Below are 19,466 nucleotides of genomic sequence, written 5' to 3' on the forward strand. Positions count from 1 at the left end.
CACCAGAGGAGATCCGTACATGGCCAGCAGCTTCGCCAATCCCTTGCTCGCCGCACCGACGCGGCCCTTGCCCCGCACGGTGGCGATCATCGGCGCCGGCACGATCGGGCCGGACATCGGCTACTACCTGAAGAGCGCGCTGCCCGGGCTCAAGCTCTATCTCGTCGATATTTCGCGGGAAGCGGTCGATCGTGCGATCGAGCGCTTCCGGGCGTATGCGGCGAAGGCGCTGGCGAAGGGCAAGATGACCGAATCGCAGGCTGCCGCAGTGACCGAGAACCTGATCGGCACCCTCGATTACCGCGACCTCGCCGACGCCGACTGGGTGCTTGAGGCGGCGACCGAGAACATCGAGCTGAAGAAGCGGATCTTCGCCGAAGTCGAAGCGATCGTGCGCCCCGATGCGCTGATCACTTCCAACACCAGCTCGCTCCCGGCGGCGCAGATCTTCGCCGCGCTGCGCCATCCGGAGCGCGCCATGGTGACCCATTTCTTCGCCCCGGCGTGGCGCAATCCGGTGGTCGAGGTGGTGCGCTGGGAGAAGACCGCGCCGGAAGTGGTCGAGCACCTGCGCCAGGTGTTCTGCCTGACCGGCAAGGTGCCGCTGGTGACTGCCGACGTCGCCTGCTTCATGCTCGACCGGGTGTTCGACAACTGGTGCAACGAGGCTGCGCTGCTCCTCGACGATGCCACCGCGGCCGAGATCGACAGCGTCGCCGGCGAGTTCGTCCATGCCGGGCCGTTCTTCGTGCTGAACCTGGCCAACGGCAACCCGATCATCACCGAGACCAACACCCTGCAGGCCGAGATGGAAGGCCGGCACTACCGCCCGGCGCCGATCTTCCGCGCCGTCGAGCGCTGGCTGACGGTGGCGCCGGGGCGGCCGGTGGAGGTCGCGCCCGCGCTGGCGGCGGCGATCCGCGCGCGCCTGCTCGGCATCCTGTTCTCGCAGACCGTCGATATTCTCGACCGCGGCATCGGCGAAGCGGCCGATCTCGACTTCGGCTGCCGCCAGGCGCTCGCCTTCCGCGCCGGGCCGCTCGACCTGATGAAGGCGCTCGGCGGTGGCGAGGCCGGCGCGCTGCTGCAGCGCTTCTGCATCGAACGCCCGGGGATGCCGGGGGCGCGGCGCCCGCTGGACGACTACCAGGACTTCCTGCGCCACATCCTCGTCGACGAGCTCGACGGCGTGAAGGTGATCACCTTGCGCCGGCCGGAGGCGATGAACGCGCTCCACGACGAGATGACCGACGAGATCCTCGCGGTGATCCGGCGCTACGAGCACGACCCCGCGGTGGCCGGCTTCGTCATCGTCGGCTACGGCAACCGCGCCTTCTGCGCCGGCGCCGACATCGGCCGCTTCCCGCGCCTGCTCGGCGACGCCGAGGGCGCGGCGCAGTACGCACGCGATTGCTCGCGCCTGCTCGTTCACCTCGACCGGATGAAGAAGCCGGTGGTCGCCGCCCTCAACGGCATGGTGCTCGGCGGCGGCTTCGAGCTCGCCACCCGCTGCCACGGCATCGTCGCCCAGCGCCAGGCCTGGATGCAGATGCCCGAAGTCACCCTGGGCATCGTCCACGGCATCGGCGCGATGGTCGTGCCCTACCGGCGCTGGCCGCAGGCGGCGGCCGAATTCCACGCCATGCTGCGCCGCGCCGAACGCCTGCAGGCGACGCGCGCGCTCGAGCTGGGGGTGGTCGATGCGCTCGCCGACGACTACCGCAGCCTGGTACTGGCCGCGGTCGAACGGGTGAAGGCGCTCCAGGGCCAGGTCGCGGGCATTCCCGCTGGTGCCGTCGAGCTCGGCGCGCTCGCCCCGATCGAACCGAAGGCGGCCAGCGGCCAGCCGCTGAGCGCGGAAGTGATCGCGATCATGGAACAGGCGATCCGCGCCGCGGCCGCGGCACCGACGCTGGAGGCCGCACTCGAAGTCGGCTACCGCGCGTTCGGCGACAGCGCATGCACCGCAGCGGCACGCGAGGGCATTTCCGCCTTCCAGGAAAAGCGCAAGCCGGACTTCACCCAGACCCCCTGAGTCCCAGCCCCCCTGAATCCCCGCTCCCTCCGCCGGAGGGGGCGTTGCACCGCCTTTCCGCTCATGGCCCGGCTTTCGCTCCGGCTGGCGCTGCCCGCTGGCGGGCAGCGTGTGCGGTCCCTGCACAACGATTCGATGAGGAGATGTCGATGGCCCTGCCCGGCGAGCTCAAGCTGCCCCACCTGTTCAAGCCCGGCCGCATCGGCCGTTACGCGACCAAGAACATGGTCAAGTACGGCGCCTGCTGCGTATCCAACTACAACACCCGCGACGGCTTCATCACGCCGCGCGAGCTGGCGCGCACGCGGGTGATCGCCGGCACCGGGGCGGGCATCATCACCAACCAGGGCGCCTACCCCGACCCGCTCGGCGAAGGCAAGGCCTACTTCCGCCAGGTGGCGCTGTTCGACGACAAGTTCCTGCCCCAGTTCGAGACCATCGCGCAGTACATCCACGACAACGGCGCGGTCGCGATCCAGCAGATCCTGCACGCCGGGCGCTACGGCGGCATCGACCTCGGCTACTGCATCCAGCCCTCGGTGGTGCCGCAGACCCTGCCGCACTTCCGCCCGCCGCGCGAACTCACCAAGGAGCAGATCCGCGCCATCGTCGTGCAGCACGCCGAGGCGGCGAAGCGCGCGATCCGCGCCGGCTTCGACGGCACCGAAGTGACGAGCTTCATGGGCTACCTGCTGGCCAACTTCAACTCGCGCTTCACCAACCAGCGCAGCGACGAATACGGCGGCTCGATCGAGAACCGCGGCCGCTTCATGCGTGAGCTGATCGACGCGATCAAGCAGGCCACCCCCGAGCACCCCCTGGTGGTGCGCCTCAACGGCGCCGAGCTGATGGACAAGTGGGGCGGCAACAGCGAGGACGAATGTTTCGAGCTGATGCAGCAGGCGGTCGATTGCGGCGTCGACATGATCTCGGTGACGGTGGGCTGGCAGGAAGCGCCCGAGTCCTCGATCGGCCGCGACGTCGCTCCCGGGCACTGGAACTACCTCGCGGCGAAGGCGAAGAAGCTCTTCCCGAACACCCTGATCACCTTCGGCAACCGCCTGCCCGACCCGGTGATGGCCAACCAGTGCATCGCCGAGGGCGTGTTCGACTACTGGGAAGTGTGCCGGCCGATGCTGGCCGACCCCGAGCTGCTGCACAAGGCCGCCGAAGACCGGCTCGACGAGGTGCGCCGCTGCATCGGCTCGCTCAACTGCCTGTCGCGCCTGTTCCGCGACCTGCCCTACACCTGCGCGATGAACCCCGCGCTCGGCCACGAAGTCGAGCCCGAGTACCACGTCACCCCGGCGGCGGTGAAGAAGAAGATCATGATCATCGGCGCCGGCCCGGCGGGCATGGAAGCGGCGATCACCGCCAAGCGCCGCGGCCACGACGTCACCGTGTTCGAAAAAGGCGAGCGCATCGGCGGCAGCCTCGTCGGCTATGCGTCGAACGACCTCGCCCGCCCCGACGACCTGCTCTCGGTGGTGCGCTACTACGAAACGATGGCGAGGAAGATGGAAATCGACGTCCGCTTCAACACCGAGGCCAACGCCAAGTTCATGCGCAGCATCCTGCACCAGTTCGACGTCTGCATCGTCGCCGCCGGATCGCGCACCGACTTCAAGGCCTACCGCCACCTCGACGGCCGCGAGCGCCTCGTCGATGCGCTCGACGTCGCCGCCGGCAAGATCGTGCCGGGCCGGCGCGTGGTGGTGGTGGGGGCGGGCAAGATCGGGCTCACGCTGGCCGAATCGCTGTGCAAGCAGGGCCACGAGGTGGTGATCGTCGAAGAGGAAAAACGCATCGCCGGCGACGTCATGCCGTCGTTCAAGTGGCGCCATTCGGCGTGGATCGAGGAACTCGAGATCCGCACCCTGACCTCTTCCCAGCTCGCCCGCGTGAGCGCGGAGGGGGCGACGATCCGCAACGCCCAGGGCGAGGAGATCTTCGTCGCCGCCGACAGCGTGATCGTATCCGGGCCGCGCCAGGCCAACCACGACCTGTTCCACGAGTTCCAGTGGATGATCGACGAGCTGCACGGTGCCGGCGACGCGGTGATCGCCCGCGGGCTCGATGCGGCGATCCACGAGGGCTACCGCCTCGGCGTGCGGATCTAGATACTGCAGGGGGGCGTGCGCGCTGCGCACGTTCCGTACACAGACACCACAACCACGAGGAGTGCATATGCAGGTACTGCAACCGCCGGGATGGAAACGTCCCAAGGGCTATTCGAACGGAATCATCGCCAGCGGGCGCACGGTGTTCGTCGCCGGCCAGGTCGGCTGGGACGAGCAGGAAGTGTTCCGCACCGATGACCTGGTCGGCCAGATCCGCCAGGCGCTGACCAACATCGTCGCCATCCTTGCCGCCGGCGGCGCCCGCCCCGAGCACATCGTGCGGATGAACTGGTTCCTCGCCGACGCCGCGGAATACAACACCCGCCTGGCCGAGATCGGCGAAGTGTACCGCGAGCTGATCGGGCGCCACTTCCCGGTGATGATGGCGCTGCAGGTGGCCGGCTTCGTCGAGCACGGGGCGAAGGTCGAGATCGAAGTCACCGCGATGCTGCCCGAGTAAGGGCGGAGCGTGCGGCAAGGCGCCGCCGGCTTCGTCCGGCGGCGCGGGGAGGACAGGCGATGGATGTTGAGCTCGAAGCGGCGCCCGCCGCCACCAGCGGCGGGTTCGGGGCGCTGGCGCGCTGGCAGGCGATGCTGGACCGCCATGCCGAACTGTTCACCGACATGCTGCCCGGCTCGGCGGTCGGTTTCGTGGCGCGCGCCGGTTCCGGGATCCAGCCCGGCAAGCACGTCGCCGGTGTGGTCGAGCACTGCCGCGGCCTCGACATGATGAAGTGGTGCGCCAGCGGCCGCGGCATGGTCGCAAGCACGCTGCGCTTTCCGGGCTTCGAGGCGGCCGCGGTCGATCTGCTGTTCGTCGCCGACGAGGCCGCGCTCGCCGCGCTCGAAGCCAGCCTCGACGGCGATGCGCTGTCGACGATCAAGCGCCGGATCCGCCAGGGCGGCATCCTGTTCTTCGTCCTGCGCACGAAGTACGAGCTGCAGGACGCGGGCTACGAGGACTTTCTCGACACCCTCGGTCTGGCCTTTCTGGGCGCCTGCCGATGATCTTCCACAATCCCGCCGGCGCCCCCGAGCTGGCCTGCGACCAGTGCGGCTGCCGCTGGTTCGACCGCATCAGCGGTGCATGCTACGAGTGCGGCACGAGCGTGCCGGCCGCGGCGGTGGCCGAGTTCGAGCGTGCGCTCGAAGCGTTTGCGGCGACCCGGGCGGCCGTTCGGCAACACACGGCGCACGACTGATCCGGCGGCGCCGCTCCGGATTCATCACCCAGCACTCGGAGGAGACTCATCATGCATATCGTCTGCATCGGCGGCGGGCCGGCGGGCCTGTACTTCGCGATCCTGATGAAGAAGCTCAACCCGGCGCACCGGGTCCGCGTCATCGAGCGCAACAAGCCTTACGACACCTTCGGCTGGGGCGTGGTGTTCTCCGATGCGACCATGGACAACATGCGCGCATGGGACGGCGAGACCGCCGACGCGATCCAGCTCGCGTTCAACCACTGGGGCGACGTCGAGCTGCGCTTCAAGGACAAGGTGATCCGCAGCGGCGGCCACGGCTTCGTCGGCATCGGCCGCAAGCAGATGCTCAACATCCTGCAGGTGCGCTGCGAGGCGCTCGGCGTCGAGCTCGAGTTCGAGCGCGAAGTCGACACCGACGCCGAATTCCCCGATGCCGACCTGATCATCGCCGCCGACGGGATCAATTCGCGGATTCGCAGCAAGTACGCCGCAATCTTCCAGCCCGACATCGTCACCCGTCCGAACCGCTACATCTGGCTGGGCACGAACAAGCTGTTCGATGCGTTCACCTTCCTGTTCGAAAGGACCGAGCACGGCTGGTTCCAGGCCCACGTCTACAAGTTCGACGGGCAGACCACGACCTTCATCGTCGAATGTCCCGAAGCGGTGTGGAAGGCCCACGGCCTCGATGGCGCCGGCCAGGCGGAGTCGATCGCGTTCTGCGAGCGCCTGTTCGCGAAGCACCTCGACGGCCACCGCCTGATGAGCAACGCCCGCCACCTGCGCGGCTCGGCGTGGCTCAATTTCCAGCGCGTCAAGTGCGAGCGCTGGTACCACTTCAACGGTTCGAGCCATGTCGTCCTGATGGGCGATGCGGTGCATACGGCGCATTTCGCGATCGGCTCCGGCACCAAGCTCGCGCTCGAGGATGCGATCGAGCTCACCCGCCGCTTCCGCGACCACGGCGATGCGCCGGAGGGGATCGCGCAGGTCCTGGCGCAGTACCAGGATGCCCGCCGGATCGACGTCCTGCGCCTGCAGAACGCGGCCTGGAACGCGATGGAGTGGTTCGAAGTCTGCGGCGCGCGCTACTGCGAGCGCTTCGAGCCGGAGCAGCTGATGTACTCGATGCTGACCCGCTCGCAGCGGATTTCACACGAAAACCTGCGCCTGCGCGATGCCGCCTGGCTGGAAGGCTACGAGCGCTGGTTCACTGCCCGCAGCGAAGGGGCGGCGGGGCCGGAGGGCAAGGCGCCGCCGCCGATGTTCACCCCGTTCCGCCTGCGCACGCTGGCGCTGGCGAATCGCGTCGTGGTGTCGCCGATGGCGATGTATTCGGCTGAGGACGGCACCGTGGGCGACTTCCACCTGGTGCATTTCGGCGCGCGCGCGCTCGGCGGCGCGGGCCTGCTCTATACCGAGATGACCTGCGTGGCGCCCGACGCGCGCATCACCCCGGGCTGCGCCGGCCTGTACAAGGCGGAACATGTCGCGGCGTGGAAGCGCATCGTCGATTTCGTCCACGCCCAGTCGCCGGCGAAGATCGGCATCCAGCTCGGCCATGCCGGGCGCAAGGGGGCGACGAAGCGCGCCTGGGAGGGCATCGACGAGCCGCTCGAGGACGGCGGCTGGGCGCTGCTCTCGGCGTCGCCGCTGCCCTATCTGGCGCACTCGCAGACGCCGCGGGCGATGACCCGGGAGGACATGGAGCGGGTCGGCGCGGACTTCGTCCGCGCCGCGCGGATGGCCGATGCGGCCGGCTTCGACATCCTCGAACTGCACTGTGCGCACGGCTACCTGCTGTCGAGCTTCCTCTCCCCACTGACCAACCGGCGCGACGACGACTATGGCGGCAGCGTGGAAAACCGCGCGCGCTACCCGCTCGAAGTGTTCGCCGCGATCCGCGCGGTGTGGCCCGCCGGCAAGCCGATGGCGGTGCGCCTGTCGTGCCACGACTGGGCGCCCGGCGGCAACACCGCCGACGAGGCGGTCGCCATTGCGCGCTTGTTCAAGGCCGCCGGGGCGGATCTCATCGACTGCTCGTCGGGCCAGGTGGTGCCCGATGCGTCGCCCGTCTACGGCCGCATGTACCAGACGCCGTTCGCCGACCGCATCCGCAACGAGCTCGAGATGCCGACGATGGCGGTCGGTGCGATCTACGACGCCGACCATGTCAACAGCATCGTCGCCGCCGGCCGCGCCGACCTGTGCGCGATCGCGCGCCCGCACCTCGCCGACCCGGCGTGGACCCTGCACGCGGCGGCGCAGATCGGCCATGCCGGCATCGCCTGGCCGAAGCCCTACCAGTCCGCGCGCAGCCAGTACGAAACCAACCTGCGGCGCGAGCGCCCGCCGGGCTGAGGCTCAGTGGCGCGGGAAGGCCAGCCCCAGGTCTTCGACGAACTCGTCGAGCCCGGCGGCTTCGAGCGCATCCCGGGTTTTCAGGACGTAGGCGTGGAGCTCGCCGCGGCGCACGAGCCGCGGCAGCAGGGCGAGGCCTTCGCCGCGCAGGGCGTGCAGCACCGCTTCGTCGGCGACCAGCAGCACGGCCATCTCGGCGGGCGCCTCCCCGTCCCAGTCCGCTACGCTCGCCTGCGGCCCCGTGGCCGGGAAGCACCAGCTGAGGAGGCGGCCGCGGCGGGCCTTGAACGCCGCGCGGGTGAGCACGCCGATGCTCGCCTGTGCCGGCGGCCATGCCGCGGCGGCGAGCATGCGGGTCCAGCAGGCCGGATCGTACAGTTCGGGAGGAGTGCTCATGGCAGAGGGCTTTCCGGGCGTGGCGGGGCTCAGGTGTATTACTCTTCCATCCTTCCGGTCGCGGCATCTTTTCGATGGCGTTGACAGTATTTTGTATACGGTATCATGGATACCCGAACAGGGAGGTCGTCCGCGCATGCGCTCCAGCATTCCCGATTTATCCGCGTTGCGGGCAGGGTCGCGTACCGTGCTCGCGCGCTTGCTGACCCAGGTCGAAAACGCCGACGAGGCGCTCGTCCCGCTGCTCGAGCAGCTGGCGCCCTGGCTCGGCCGGGCCCAGGTGCTCGGCATCACCGGGGCGCCCGGGGCGGGCAAATCCACCCTGATCAATGCGCTGCTGGCCGAACTGCGCCGGCGCGGGCAGCGGATGGCGGTGCTCGCGATCGATCCCTCGAGCCCGGTCAGCGGCGGTGCGCTGCTCGGCGACCGGGTGCGGATGGGCGAGCATGGCGAGGACGAGCAGGTGTTCATCCGCTCGCTCGCCTCCAGGGGAGCGCTCGGTGGGCTGGCGCGTGCCGCCGAGCGGATGGTCGATGTCCTCGATGCGGCCGGTTTCGACGTGGTCATCGTCGAGACCGTGGGGGTGGGCCAGTCCGAAGTCGATATCCGCCACCTGGCCGACTGCCGGGTGGTGGTCTGTGCCCCCAGCCTCGGTGACGAGGTGCAGGCGGCCAAGGCCGGCATCCTCGAGATCGCCGACATCCTCGTGGTGAACAAGGCCGATCTGCCCCAGGCCGCGCGCACCGTGCACGACCTGCAGGCGAGCGGCGTGCTGCGCAGCGTCGATGGGTGGACGGTGGAACTCGTGCCGACGGTGGCGAGCGCGGGGCAGGGTGTGGCGGCGCTGGCCGACCTGGTCGAGCGCCACGCCCGCAGCGCCGGAGTCGGGCGGCGGCGGGCCGCCCCGGCGGCGACCGCGGATGCCGACGGCGGCGGATCGCGGCCCGCCCCGCCGGCCAGCGACGAAGCCTTGTTCGCCCAGATCGCGGACTGGCGCGCGCAGGGCCGGGGCGTGGCGCTGGCGACGGTGGTGCGCACCTGGGGGTCGTCGCCGCGCCCGGAAGGCAGCCATCTGGCCGCCGACGAGCGCTGCGAGTTCATCGGTTCGGTGTCGGGCGGCTGCATCGAGGCCGCCGTCATCGACGAAGCGCAGCGCGTGATCGCCAGCGGCGAGCCGCGCCTGCTCGAATTCGGCGTCAGCGACGAGCAGGCGTGGGAAGTCGGCCTGGCCTGCGGCGGGCGGATTCAGGTTTATGTGGAGCGGATCGGATGAAGACGAAGCTGTTCGAAGCGCTGCTGGTCGAGCGCCGGGCCCAGCGCCCGGTCGCCGTGGTGACGCGGATCGCCGATGGTGCGCAGGCCCTGGTCGGCAGCATGGGGGTGGTCGGTGAGCTGGCGCTCGCCGGCCCCCTGCTCGATGAGGTCGGGCAGCTGCTGCGCGCGGGGCGCAGCGCCATGCTGCGCCACGGCGAGGACGACGTGTTCGTGCGCAGCCACGTGTCGCAGCCACGGCTGGTGATCGTCGGTGCGGTGCACATCGCCCAGGCGCTGGCGCCGATGGCCGCGACCGCCGGCTTCGAGGTCGTGGTGGTGGATCCGCGGCGGGCGTTCGCCACCGAAAAGCGCGTGCCCGGGGTGCGCATGGTTCACGACTGGCCGGACGAGGCGCTGCGCGCCCTCGGCCTCGATGCCCGGACCGCGGTCGTGACCCTGTCGCACGACGCCAAGCTCGACGATCCGGCGCTGATCGCCGCGCTCGCCAGCGACGCCTTCTACCTCGGCGCGCTGGGCAGCACCCGCACCCACGCCAAGCGCGTCGAGCGCCTCACCGCGGCCGGCCTCGGCGACCGCCTGGGACGCATCCACGCCCCGATCGGTCTCGATCTGGGCGGGCGGGCGCCGGCGGAGATCGCCGTCTCCATCCTCGCCCAGATCCTGCTGTGCCGCTATCGCGGCGAGGCTGCGAGCGATCCGACCCGGCCACCGCGGCAGGCGGCGCAGAAGGCATCGGCGCCATGATCTTCGACGAATTCCCCCTCGCCGAGGCCGAGGGCGTGCTGCTCGCCCACTCGCTGAGAACGCCGGCAACGCGTTTCAAGAAGGGGCGCCGGCTCGATGCCGCGGATCTCGCCGTCCTTGCCGCCGCGGGCGTGGCGAAGGTCAGCGGTGCCCGCCTCGACGCGGACGAGGTCGATGAGGTCCGCGCCGCGGCCGAGATCGCCGCCCTGTTCGCCGCCGCCGATCCCTTGCTCGAGGCCCGCTCGACGCCGACCGGACGCTGCAACCTGCATGCTTCGGGGCGCGGCCTGGTGGTGGTCGAGCCGGCCCTCGTGGACCGCCTCAACAGCGTCGACGAAGGCATCACCGTGGCCACCTTGCCGCAGCACACGGCGGTGCGCCCCGGGCAGGTGGTGGCGACGGTCAAGATCATTCCCTTCGGCGTGCAGCGCGCGTCGATCGAGGCCTGCCGGCAGATCGCCGCCGCGGCGGGCCCGCTGGGTGCGGCTGCAGCGAGTCCGCTGAGCGCGGCAGCAGCGATTCCGCTGAAGCTCGCGCCCTTCCGCTCCTGCCGGGCGGCGCTGATCATGAGCGCGCACCCGGGCATGAGCGACAACATCCTGGAGACCACGCTTGCCGCCACCCGCCACCGGCTCGCGGTGATCGGCGCCCGGCTGGCGCTGGTGCTGCGCTGCGCGCACGAACACGGCGCGATCGAGGCGATGCTGCGCCAGGCGCGTGCCGCGGGATGCGACCTGGTGCTGGTGTCGGGGGCGACGATCGCCAAGGACCGGCGCGACATCGCGCCCGCGGCGCTGGTCGCGGCCGGCGGCACGGTCGAGCATTTCGGCATGCCGACCGAGCCGGGCAACATGCTCGTGCTCGGTCGCATCGAAGACGTGCCGGTGATCCTGCTCCCGGGCTGCGGGCGCTCCCGGCGCCTGAACGGCCTCGACTGGGTGTTGCAGCGCCTGCTCGCCGGGCTGCCGGTGGGGCGCGAGCAGATCGTGCGGATGGGGGTCGGCGGCTTGATCCGTAATCCGATCCTGGCCGCCGGGGCGCCGCTGGATGAAACCGATGCCGCTGCGGCCGGTGACGAGCACGACGCCGATGAGCCGGCGGGCGCTCCGGCGGCGGAGCGTTCCGCCGCGGAAGGCCCCCGGGTGGCGGCGCTGGTGCTCGCCGCCGGGCGGTCGACGCGGATGGGGGCGGAGAACAAGCTGCTGCTGGCGGTCGATGGTGTGCCGATGGCGCTGCGCGCGGTGATGGCGGCGCGCGCTTCGCGGGCCACTTCGGTCACCGTGGTGCTCGGCCACGAGGCCGGGGCGGTCGAAGCGGCGCTTGCCGGCAGTGGCGCCGGGTTCGCCCGCAACCCCGATCCCGCGCAGGGCATGTCGAGCTCGCTACGGGTCGGCATCACGGCCCTCGCCGACGACATCGACGCCGTGGTCGTGCTCCTCGGCGACATGCCGCGGATCAGCGCCGCGCACGTCGATCGCCTGATCGAGGCGTTCGATCCGGCGCAGCCGGCCATCATCGTTCCCGAACACCAGGGCCGGCGCGGCAACCCGGTGCTGTGGCCGCGCGCCTTCTTCGCCGAGATGTGCGCGCTGGCGGGCGACCAGGGCGCGCGCGGGCTGATCGAACGCTACCCGGAGCGGGTCGTCCGCATCGACGTCGACGACGAGGCGATCTTCATCGACGTCGACCGTCCGGCCGACCTGGCGGCGGTGCAGGGCGTCTAGCCTCCGGAGGGCGGGCGCGCCGCCGTCGCGTCGGCGCGCGCTGCCGCCCGCGGCAGGCTGGGGCGCAGCAACAGCGGCCCGAAACGGCACAAGGGCACGAGGATGGCGGCCCCCCACAGCACTGCGGCGAGGGTGAGCGGGCGCAGACCGAGGCCGGCCACCTCGACCGCCTGGCGCAGCAGCGCGGCCGCCAGCATCAGCAGCGCGGCGGCCCGCAGGCTGGCGGGCAGGGCCAGCGGACGGCCGGTGTGGCGCAGCCCGACGCGGGTCATCAGGCTCAGCATCATCATCCCCAGCGCGCCGACGGTAAATGCATGGATCCAGGTGTTGGCGGGGACGAGCCCGCCGAGATCGGCCGCCGCCTTCAGCGCGAAGGCGAGGATCAGCCACAGGAAGCCGAACTGCATCAGCAGCACCAGCGGCTCGTCGATCACCCGCCAGCCTTGCCAGCGCGCCGTGCGCCAGGCGTGGACGAGGGCGCAGAAGAGCGCCAGTCCGCCGCTGAGCGCGCGCGGGGCACCGCCGAGGTCGGCGATCGCGAGGGCGACGACGGCAGCGGTGGCGACCGTTTCCAGCCCGCGCCGGAAGCTTGCCTGGGTGCCGCGGCCGCGGGCGCGCAGCGCGTTGCCGGTGAACACCTGGGTCAGGACCCCGCCCTTGAGGACGAAGAGCACGATGATCGCGTAGAGCGCGGCGTGCAGCGCGCTCGCCGCGCGCGCGGGGTCGGCGCCGGAGTGGGCGGCGTAGAAGGCGATGTTGGCCGCGCCCAGCGCTGCGAGGATGGGCAGCAGGAGCAGGTACAGAGGCTTCGCCGCGCGCAGCAGCTGGGGGGCGAGGAAGGCGATCAGCACCGGCAGCAGCAGGTTGTCGATGACCGCCGGGAGGTGTGCCGGGAGGTGCGGGGCAAGGTGGAAGGCGGCGCGCCCGGCGAGCCAGAGGACGACCAGTACGGCCAGCCGGCGGCCGTGGATCTCGGGCGTTCCGGCCCAGCCCGGCAGGGCGGTGAGGGCGATGCCGACGATCACCGCCATCGCGAAGCCGAAGATCATCTCGTGGCCGTGCCACAGCCCGGCCGGCAGCGCGGTGGGCGGCCACAGGCCGTGCAGGGTGGCGAGCCACGCGGCGATCAGCAGCGGGCCGTAGGCGAGGGCGAGGAGGAAGAAGGGGCGGAAGGGGCTCGCCCACAGGGCGGCGGCGAAAAAGGGAGTCTGGTGTCGTGGCATCGTCGAGGGGCACGGTCGATCGAGGCAGGGCGGCAGGCGCTGCCGGGGGCGGGCGGCGTCGGGCGGACCGGCGCGGGCGTCAATGTACCGTGAATCGGAGCGATGTGCGGCGAGTCGAGTGACGTGCGGAGCGGCGTGCGGGGGAGGGCCTGCTGCGCTCGTGGCCCGCAATCGGGCAAGCGGGAGGGGCGGTCGCCGGATGTGGCGACCGGATGCGCGGATCGGGCATCCGGTCGCGGTGGCTTAGTCGCGCACGAGGACGAAGCGCTTGTCGCGCACCGTCATCAGCACCTGGCCGCGGTCGTCGAAGCCGGAGTGGTCGGCCGCGTTCATGTCGATCACCCCTTGCGAGGCGCGCAGCCCCGAGGTGCGTTCGAGGGCGTCGCGCAGCGCGCTGCGGAACTCCCGGGTGCCCGGCTGCGCGCGTTCGAGCGCCTGCGGCAGGGCGTTCGCCAGCAGCAGGCCCGCATCATAGACGCCGGCGCCGAAGATCGGCGGGCGCTGCTGATGCATCTTCTCGTAGCGGCTGACGTACTCGTGGGCGAGCGCGCGCGTCGGCACATCGTCGGCGATCTCGTCGATGACGAGCAGCATCGGGCCGACGATCAGCGCGCCTTCGACCGCCTTGCCGCCGATCTGGATGAAGGCGCCCGAAGCCGAGCCGTGGGTGTGGTAGATGTCGCCCTTGAAGCCGGCCTCGACCAACTGAAGGTGGGGCAGCGCCGCCGCGGCGGCGATCCCGGCCACGAGCACGACTTCGGGGCGGGCGGCCACGAGCTTGGCAACCTGGCCGGTGACGCTGGTGTCCTGGCGGCCGTAGCGCTCGTTGGCGACGATGCGGATGCCGGCCGCCTGCGCCTGTTCGGCGAAGGTCTGGTACCAGTTCTCGCCGTAGGGGTCGTTGAGGCCGATGAAGCCCACCGTGCCGACCTTGCGCGCCTGCATCGCGCTGATCAGCTGGCGTGCGATCACACCGTCGTTGGGGTGGGTCTTGAACACCCAGCGCTTCTTGTCGTCCATCGGCAGCACCACTGCGGCGGTGCCCACCGGGGCCAGCATCGGCGTTTCCGCTTCGGCCATGAACGACAGCACGCCCATCGCATTGGGCGAACCGGAAGGCCCGATCAGGGCGTCGATGCGTTTCTCGCTGATCAGCTGCTGGGCGGCCTTGACGCTGGCGGTCGGGTCGCTGCCGTCGTCGAGGAAGATGTATTCGATGCGGGTGTCGCCGACCTTGTCGGGGAGCAGCGGGATGGTGTTGCGCTGTGGAATGCCGACGAAGGCGGTCGGGCCGGTCGCAGAACCGACCACGCCGATCTTCACCTGCGCCTGCACCGGGATTGCGGCGAACAGCGCCGCCCCCGCGAGCGCGAGCAGAAACTTGCCTGTTTTCATCGTTGTGCTCCTCCTTTGGTCGGAATGCTGATGGTGCTGCTGTGGTGCTCGGTGGCCGCGCCGGCTCAGGCGATCACGCCCTGGGCGCGCAAGGTTTCGAACGCCGCCTGATCCACCCCGGCCTCGCGCAGCACGCGCAGCGTGTCCTGGCCGTAGCGCGGCGGCAGCCCCAGCGCGGTGTGCGCCTCGGGCAGGTCCACCGCCATCGGCTGCATGTGGATCGTCCGCCCGTCGGGCATCGCGGTGGTGGTCAGGCGGCGGTGCACCGCTTCCATGTCGCGTACCGCCGGGATGTCGTGGATCGGGGCGTGGGGGATGGTGGCGGTGCGGAAGTCGGCGGTCAGTTCGGTGGTGGGGTAGCGCTGGGTCACCGCCGCGAGGTCGCGGTGGATGGCCTCACGCTCGCGGTGGCGGCCTTCGTTGGTGGCGCGCGTCGGGTTGGCGATCGAGGCGAAGCGGGATAGTTCGGTGAGCCGCTTCCACTGCACGTCGCTGCCGATCGCGACGTAGATGAAGCCGTCGGCGGTGGGATAGACGTTGGTCGGAATGAACTTGCGGTGCTCGTTGCCGCAGCGGGTGATTTCCCCCGGGTCGCAGTCGAAGTCGAGCAGGGGCAGGGTGGTGATCAGCCAGGACGTCGCGGCCTGCAGCATCGACACGTCGATGCGCCGGCCCTGTCCGCTCTCGGCACGCTCGAGCAGCGCCAGCAGGACGTTGGCGTAGACCTCGTCGCCCGCCTTGAGGTCGATCAGCGGCACGCCGGCCAGCGTCGGCGGCCCGGCGGCGTCACCGGTCAGTTCCATGTAGCCGGCCATCGCCTGCAGCACCGGGTCGTAGCCGGGGGCGTCCGGGTAGTCCGGCCCCAGCGCCGAGATCCCGGCCCAGATCAGATCGGGCTTGGCCGCGCGCAGGGTGTCGTAGTCGATGCCCAGCTGGGCGTAGCGCCGCGGCACGGTGTTGCAGCAGAACACGTCCACGTCGAGGGCCTGGATGATCCGGCGCAGCAGGGCCTGGCCCTGCGGGTCCTTGAGGTTGAGGGCGATCGCTTCCTTGCCGACGTTGGGTGCGAAGAAATAGCTGCGGCGGTCGTCGTCGAGCACCCTGGCGCCGATGTAGCGGTTCGGGTCGCCCGGCAGGCCGTCGCCGGCCGGGGTCGATTCGATGCGGATCACCCGCCAGCCGAGCTGGGCGAAGCGCAGCGTGGCGTAGGGCATCGACAGCGCCTGCTCCATGGAGAGGATGGTGCGTTTCTTCATTCCGGCTTCCACGGTTTCCAGTACGGTTTCTCGGTGCGGCCGTGGAGCGCGGCATACACCGCCTCGGGCGTGAACGGCAGGGCGAAGAGGCGGGTGCCGGTGGCGTTGTAGATCGCGTTGGCGGCGGCCGCGGCGATGCAGATCGAGGGCGCCTCGCCGACCCCCTTCGCACCCTGCGGGCCTTCGCCGTCCATCGACTCGATGAAGGAAATGTCCATCTCGGGAATTTCCGGCGCGGTCACCAGCTTGTAGTCGCGGAAGTTCGGGTTGCGCATGACGCCGTTTTCGATCATCAGGTTCTCGGTGAGCGCGTAGCCCTGGCCCATCACCACGCCGCCCTCGATCTGGCCCTCGATGCCGAGCCGGTTCAGCACCCGGCCGACGTCGTGCGCGCCGGTGACCTTGGTCATCCTGACGATGCCGGTGTCGGTGTCGACCTCGACCTCGACGACCTGGGTCGCCCACGCGTAGGCGGCGGAGACATCGCCCTTGTAGCCCTTGTCCTGGTGCACGCTGGGGGGCTCGTAGTAGTGGGTGGTCATGATCAGCTCGGCGCGCTCGGAAAAGTGCAGGCCGCGGATGAAGCGGGCGAGCTCGACCACGGCCTCGCCGCTGTCGCTGCGCACGATGTGGCCGCCGTAGAGGTCGAGCTCCTCGGCCGCGCAGCCGAACTTCTGCGCCGCGGCGGCGAGGATCTTGGCCTTCGCCTTGCGGGCGGCGCCGATCGCCGAGTTGCCGGCGATGAAGGTGGTGCGGCTGGCGTGGACGCCGACGTCCCAGGGCGTGATTGCGGTGTCGTTGTTGACCACGGTGACCGCGGCGATGGGCAGGCCGAGTTCCTCGCAGACGAGCTGGGAGAGCACCGTTTCCGAGCCCTGGCCGATCTCGGAGGCGCCGGTGATGAGGGTGACGTTGGCGAAATCGTCGAGCTTGAGGATGGTGCCGCAGCCGTCCGAGGGGTAGATCTTGGCGCCGCCGCCGACGTGCAGCATCGAGGCGATGCCGATGCCGCGCTTGAGCGGGCCGGGGGCGTCGCGCGCGGCGAGGTTGTCGCGGTGCTTGTGCAGGTAGTCGCTGCGCGCGGCGGCGGTGGTGAGGCAGTCCTTGAAGCCGCAGCTCTTGAACACCATGCCCTGGCCGCTGACCTCGCCCGCCTCCTGGGCGTTCTGCAGCCGGAATGCGAGCGGGTCCATGCCGATCGCCTCGGCGAGCATGTCCATGTGCTGCTCGATGGCGAAGGTCGCCTGCAGGTTGCCGTAGCCGCGGAACGACCCGGCGTAGGGGTTGTTGGTGTACACCGCGGTGGTGTGGTAGTCGCAGTGCGGTACCCGGTACAGCGAGGAGAAGGTCTGCATCATGACGAACGGCGTGGTCGCCCCCCACGAGGTGTAGGCGCCGTTGTCGTGCAGGGTGTGGACCTGGCGGAAGGTCAGGGTGCCGTCCTTTTTGCAGCCCGAGCGCAGGGTGAGCAGCACCGGCTGGCGGGTGGGCGAGGCGAGAAACTCTTCCTCGCGGCTGAACACCAGCTTCACCGGGCGCCCGGCGGCGCGGGCGAGGAACACGCAGATGACTTCGAACGGATAGACGTCGAGCTTGGAGCCGAAGCCGCCGCCGATCGGCGGCTGGATGATGCGGATGCGCGCCGGGTCCATGTTGAGGTACTCGGCGAACTCGCGCTTGTGCAGGAAGGGCACCTGCGTGTTGGAGTACATCAGCAGGTTACCCGAGGCGTCGAACTCGGCGATGATCCCCGACACCCCCAGGCAGCAGTGGGTGACGTAGTGCAGGCTGAAGGTGTCCTCGAGGATCACGTCCGATTCGGCCTCGCCCTCGGCGATGTCGCCGTGGCCGTAGTCGAAGCGCATCGCGACGTTGCCCGCGCGCCCGGGCTCGAGGACGCTGCCGTCGGCGGCGAGCCGCGGCGGGTGGATCTGCACTGCGCCGGGGGCGACCGCGGCGGCGGGGTCGGCGATCACCGGCAGGTCTTCGTATTCGACCCGGATCAGGCGCAGCGCCTGCTCGGCGATCTCCTCGCTGTCGGCGGCGACCGCGGCGATCTCGTCGCGCTGGCTGCGCACCCGGTCGCCCTTCAGCGGCAGATGGTCGCGGGCGACGCCGATCGGGCGCTGGTCGGGAACGTCGGCGGCGGTGATCACCGCGTGCACCCCGGGCAGGGCGCGCGCCGCGGAGGTGTCGATGCTCAGGATGCGGGCATGGACGCGGGCCGAGCGCAGGATCCTGGCGTAGAGCTGGCCGGGCAGGTTGAGGTCGTGGAGGTAGCGCGTCTTGCCGCTCGCCTTCTCGGGCGCGTCCTTCTTCTGGATGCGCTTGCCGATCAGGGTGTCGCGCTCGATCTGCTGCGGATGTGCTGCGATGTTCATCGTTCGCCCCTCCTCAGTGGCCGCCACAGCACGACGTGGTCGTGGCTGAGATCGCGTCGACGATCTTGCGGTAGCCGGTGCAGCGGCACAGGTTGCCCTCGATGCCGCGCTTGATCGTGGCCTCGTCGGCGTCCGGGTGGGCGTCGAGGACGTGGCTGGCCTGCATCACCATCCCCGGCGTGCAGAAGCCGCACTGCACCGCACCGTGCTCGACGAAGGCGGCGCGCAAGGCCTCGCTGCGCTGCTCGCCGGCGAGCCCTTCGATGGTCACCAGCTCGCGCCCGTCGCAGTCGGCGGCGAACATCAGGCAGGCGTTCATCGTCGTGCCGTCGACCCGGATCGTGCACGCGCCGCACTCGCCTTCGCCGCAGCCGTACTTGGTGCCGGTGAGGCCGAGGACGTTGCGCAGCATCTCCAGCGCGCTCATGTCGACCGGCACGGTGACCCGCCGCCGGACGCCGTTCAGGGTGAATTCGATGTCATGCTTGAGCGACATGGTCGAGCATCCTCTTGGTCATGTTGTGGATCAGTTCCTTGCGGTACCAGGCGCTGGCGCGGACGTCGTCGATCGGGTCGACTTCGTCGCGCGCCACGGCGGCGGCGCCCTCGATCGTCGCCGGGGTCAGGGGGCGGCCTTCGAGCACGGCCTCGGTGCGGCGGGCGCGGACCGGAGTGGGGGCGACCGCGCCGAAGGCGACGCGCACGTCGCCGAGGGCGCCATCGACGAGGGTGCCGGCGATCGCGATCGAGATCGTCGAGATGTCGAGCGCGGGGCGGGTGCCGAACTTGAAGAAGTGCGCTACCCGGCCCGGCGCGGGGAGCGGGATGCGCACCCCGGCGAGCAGTTCGTGGGGCTCGCGCCGGGTCCGGCCGGGGCCGGTGAAGTAGTTGGCGATCGGCAGCCGGCGGCGGGCGATGTGGCCGTTGGGCTTGGCTGCGAGCTCGACTTCGGCGTCGAGGGCGAGCAGCGGCACGAGGGTGTCGCCGGCCGGCGAAGCGTTGCTGATGTTGCCGCCGATCGTGGCCGTGTTGCGGATCTGGTCGCTGGCGAAGCGGTTGCAGGCCTCGGCCAGCGCCGGCAGGCGGGTGCGCACCAGCTCGCTGGCGAGCAGCTCGGTGATGGTGGTGAGCGCGCCGATGCGGAGCGCGCCGTCCTCGAGGGTGATGCCCTGCAGTTCGGGAATGCGGCGGATGTTGAGCAGGGTGGGCTGGATGCGGATGCGTCCGGCCCGGCTCTGCGGCATCAGGTCGGTGCCGCCGGCGAGGATGGTGACGCCGTCGTGCCGGTGGAGGCAGTCGAGCGCCTCTTCCAGACAGGTCGGCGCAAGATAGCGTTCGATGGTGTTCATGC

Annotated in this window: 16 protein-coding genes; 9 read left to right on the plus strand and 7 right to left on the minus strand. The window is 70.5% G+C overall.

Annotation, left to right across the window (positions count from 1 at the left end; genetic code table 11):
- The first annotated feature begins 19 nt into the window (after nt 1-19).
- From Tchl_RS09435 to Tchl_RS09460, 6 genes are all read left to right on the plus strand, one after another.
- Nucleotides 20-2,035, plus strand: a complete 2,016-nt coding sequence (locus Tchl_RS09435; protein WP_075148172.1) for a 3-hydroxyacyl-CoA dehydrogenase/enoyl-CoA hydratase family protein — start codon at nt 20-22, stop codon at nt 2,033-2,035.
- A 149-nt stretch (nt 2,036-2,184) separates the two neighbouring features.
- Entirely contained in the window at nt 2,185-4,155 is a 1,971-nt protein-coding gene (locus tag Tchl_RS09440) for an oxidoreductase (RefSeq protein WP_075149674.1), read from the plus strand.
- 67 nt (nt 4,156-4,222) lie between these two features.
- A complete protein-coding gene (locus Tchl_RS09445) occupies nt 4,223-4,615 on the plus strand; it encodes a RidA family protein (protein ID WP_075148173.1) in 393 nt (130 codons plus the stop codon).
- 59 nt (nt 4,616-4,674) lie between these two features.
- Nucleotides 4,675-5,163: a hypothetical protein gene (locus Tchl_RS09450; RefSeq protein WP_075148174.1), complete on the plus strand. Its 489-nt coding sequence runs from the start codon at nt 4,675-4,677 to the stop codon at nt 5,161-5,163.
- Nucleotides 5,160-5,357: a cysteine protease gene (locus Tchl_RS09455; protein ID WP_075148175.1), complete on the plus strand. Its 198-nt coding sequence runs from the start codon at nt 5,160-5,162 to the stop codon at nt 5,355-5,357. The genes Tchl_RS09450 and Tchl_RS09455 overlap by 4 nt, the downstream gene beginning before the upstream one ends.
- Nucleotides 5,358-5,408: 51 nt before the next feature.
- Nucleotides 5,409-7,721 carry a bifunctional salicylyl-CoA 5-hydroxylase/oxidoreductase gene (locus tag Tchl_RS09460; protein WP_075148176.1) on the plus strand — a complete coding sequence of 771 codons (2,313 nt, stop codon included), beginning with the start codon at nt 5,409-5,411 and terminating at the stop codon, nt 7,719-7,721.
- Between the two features lie 3 nt (nt 7,722-7,724).
- On the opposite strand, the gene Tchl_RS09465 is transcribed toward Tchl_RS09460, so the two are convergent.
- Complete coding sequence (locus Tchl_RS09465; protein WP_075148177.1) at nt 7,725-8,117, minus strand: hypothetical protein; 393 nt, start codon at nt 8,115-8,117, stop codon at nt 7,725-7,727.
- Between the two features lie 136 nt (nt 8,118-8,253).
- Here Tchl_RS09465 and meaB point away from each other — a divergent pair, with 136 nt between their 5' ends.
- Genes meaB through Tchl_RS09480 form a run of 3 tightly spaced genes read left to right on the plus strand, consistent with a single transcriptional unit; the run spans nt 8,254 to nt 11,860 of the window.
- The gene (gene meaB, locus Tchl_RS17965; protein WP_103893862.1) at nt 8,254-9,390 is read left to right on the plus strand and encodes a methylmalonyl Co-A mutase-associated GTPase MeaB; all 1,137 of its coding nucleotides are present in this window, start codon (nt 8,254-8,256) and stop codon (nt 9,388-9,390) included.
- Nucleotides 9,387-10,136: an XdhC family protein gene (locus tag Tchl_RS09475; RefSeq protein WP_075148179.1), complete on the plus strand. Its 750-nt coding sequence runs from the start codon at nt 9,387-9,389 to the stop codon at nt 10,134-10,136. The genes meaB and Tchl_RS09475 overlap by 4 nt, the downstream gene beginning before the upstream one ends.
- Nucleotides 10,133-11,860, plus strand: a complete 1,728-nt coding sequence (locus tag Tchl_RS09480; protein ID WP_075148180.1) for an NTP transferase domain-containing protein — start codon at nt 10,133-10,135, stop codon at nt 11,858-11,860. The genes Tchl_RS09475 and Tchl_RS09480 overlap by 4 nt, the downstream gene beginning before the upstream one ends.
- Here Tchl_RS09480 and Tchl_RS09485 read toward each other — a convergent pair.
- The 6 genes from Tchl_RS09485 to Tchl_RS09510 all read right to left on the minus strand — a co-directional run bounded on the left by Tchl_RS09485 (nt 11,857) and on the right by Tchl_RS09510 (nt 19,464).
- A complete protein-coding gene (locus tag Tchl_RS09485; RefSeq protein WP_075148181.1) occupies nt 11,857-13,083 on the minus strand; it encodes an NnrS family protein in 1,227 nt (408 codons plus the stop codon). The genes Tchl_RS09480 and Tchl_RS09485 overlap by 4 nt on opposite strands.
- Before the next feature lie 243 nt (nt 13,084-13,326).
- Nucleotides 13,327-14,478 carry an ABC transporter substrate-binding protein gene (locus tag Tchl_RS09490; protein WP_075148182.1) on the minus strand — a complete coding sequence of 384 codons (1,152 nt, stop codon included), beginning with the start codon at nt 14,476-14,478 and terminating at the stop codon, nt 13,327-13,329.
- Nucleotides 14,479-14,543: 65 nt separating this feature from the next.
- Nucleotides 14,544-15,734, minus strand: a complete 1,191-nt coding sequence (locus Tchl_RS09495) for a CaiB/BaiF CoA transferase family protein (RefSeq protein WP_075148183.1) — start codon at nt 15,732-15,734, stop codon at nt 14,544-14,546.
- Complete coding sequence (locus Tchl_RS09500; protein ID WP_075148184.1) at nt 15,731-18,115, minus strand: xanthine dehydrogenase family protein molybdopterin-binding subunit; 2,385 nt, start codon at nt 18,113-18,115, stop codon at nt 15,731-15,733. The genes Tchl_RS09495 and Tchl_RS09500 overlap by 4 nt, the downstream gene beginning before the upstream one ends.
- Before the next feature lie 13 nt (nt 18,116-18,128).
- Nucleotides 18,129-18,611 carry a (2Fe-2S)-binding protein gene (locus Tchl_RS09505; protein WP_075148185.1) on the minus strand — a complete coding sequence of 161 codons (483 nt, stop codon included), beginning with the start codon at nt 18,609-18,611 and terminating at the stop codon, nt 18,129-18,131.
- Nucleotides 18,595-19,464, minus strand: a complete 870-nt coding sequence (locus tag Tchl_RS09510) for an FAD binding domain-containing protein (RefSeq protein ID WP_075148186.1) — start codon at nt 19,462-19,464, stop codon at nt 18,595-18,597. The genes Tchl_RS09505 and Tchl_RS09510 overlap by 17 nt, the downstream gene beginning before the upstream one ends.
- Nucleotides 19,465-19,466: the final 2 nt, after the last annotated feature.

The sequence above is a fragment of the Thauera chlorobenzoica genome (genome assembly GCF_001922305.1).
Classification (GTDB): Bacteria; Pseudomonadota; Gammaproteobacteria; order Burkholderiales; family Rhodocyclaceae; genus Thauera; species Thauera chlorobenzoica.

Bases quoted from the DNA above. Each gene is read 5' to 3' on its own strand.
- Tchl_RS09435 (WP_075148172.1), top strand. From the start codon at position 20: ATGGCCAGCAGCTTCGCCAATCCCTTGCTCGCCGCACCGACGCGGCCC.
- Tchl_RS09440 (WP_075149674.1), top strand. From the start codon at position 2,185: ATGGCCCTGCCCGGCGAGCTCAAGCTGCCCCACCTGTTCAAGCCCGGC.
- Tchl_RS09445 (WP_075148173.1), top strand. From the start codon at position 4,223: ATGCAGGTACTGCAACCGCCGGGATGGAAACGTCCCAAGGGCTATTCG.
- Tchl_RS09450 (WP_075148174.1), top strand. From the start codon at position 4,675: ATGGATGTTGAGCTCGAAGCGGCGCCCGCCGCCACCAGCGGCGGGTTC.
- Tchl_RS09455 (WP_075148175.1), top strand. From the start codon at position 5,160: ATGATCTTCCACAATCCCGCCGGCGCCCCCGAGCTGGCCTGCGACCAG.
- Tchl_RS09460 (WP_075148176.1), top strand. From the start codon at position 5,409: ATGCATATCGTCTGCATCGGCGGCGGGCCGGCGGGCCTGTACTTCGCG.
- Tchl_RS09465 (WP_075148177.1), bottom strand. From the start codon at position 8,117: ATGAGCACTCCTCCCGAACTGTACGATCCGGCCTGCTGGACCCGCATG.
- meaB (WP_103893862.1), top strand. From the start codon at position 8,254: ATGCGCTCCAGCATTCCCGATTTATCCGCGTTGCGGGCAGGGTCGCGT.
- Tchl_RS09475 (WP_075148179.1), top strand. From the start codon at position 9,387: ATGAAGACGAAGCTGTTCGAAGCGCTGCTGGTCGAGCGCCGGGCCCAG.
- Tchl_RS09480 (WP_075148180.1), top strand. From the start codon at position 10,133: ATGATCTTCGACGAATTCCCCCTCGCCGAGGCCGAGGGCGTGCTGCTC.
- Tchl_RS09485 (WP_075148181.1), bottom strand. From the start codon at position 13,083: ATGCCACGACACCAGACTCCCTTTTTCGCCGCCGCCCTGTGGGCGAGC.
- Tchl_RS09490 (WP_075148182.1), bottom strand. From the start codon at position 14,478: ATGAAAACAGGCAAGTTTCTGCTCGCGCTCGCGGGGGCGGCGCTGTTC.
- Tchl_RS09495 (WP_075148183.1), bottom strand. From the start codon at position 15,734: ATGAAGAAACGCACCATCCTCTCCATGGAGCAGGCGCTGTCGATGCCC.
- Tchl_RS09500 (WP_075148184.1), bottom strand. From the start codon at position 18,115: ATGAACATCGCAGCACATCCGCAGCAGATCGAGCGCGACACCCTGATC.
- Tchl_RS09505 (WP_075148185.1), bottom strand. From the start codon at position 18,611: ATGTCGCTCAAGCATGACATCGAATTCACCCTGAACGGCGTCCGGCGG.
- Tchl_RS09510 (WP_075148186.1), bottom strand. From the start codon at position 19,464: ATGAACACCATCGAACGCTATCTTGCGCCGACCTGTCTGGAAGAGGCG.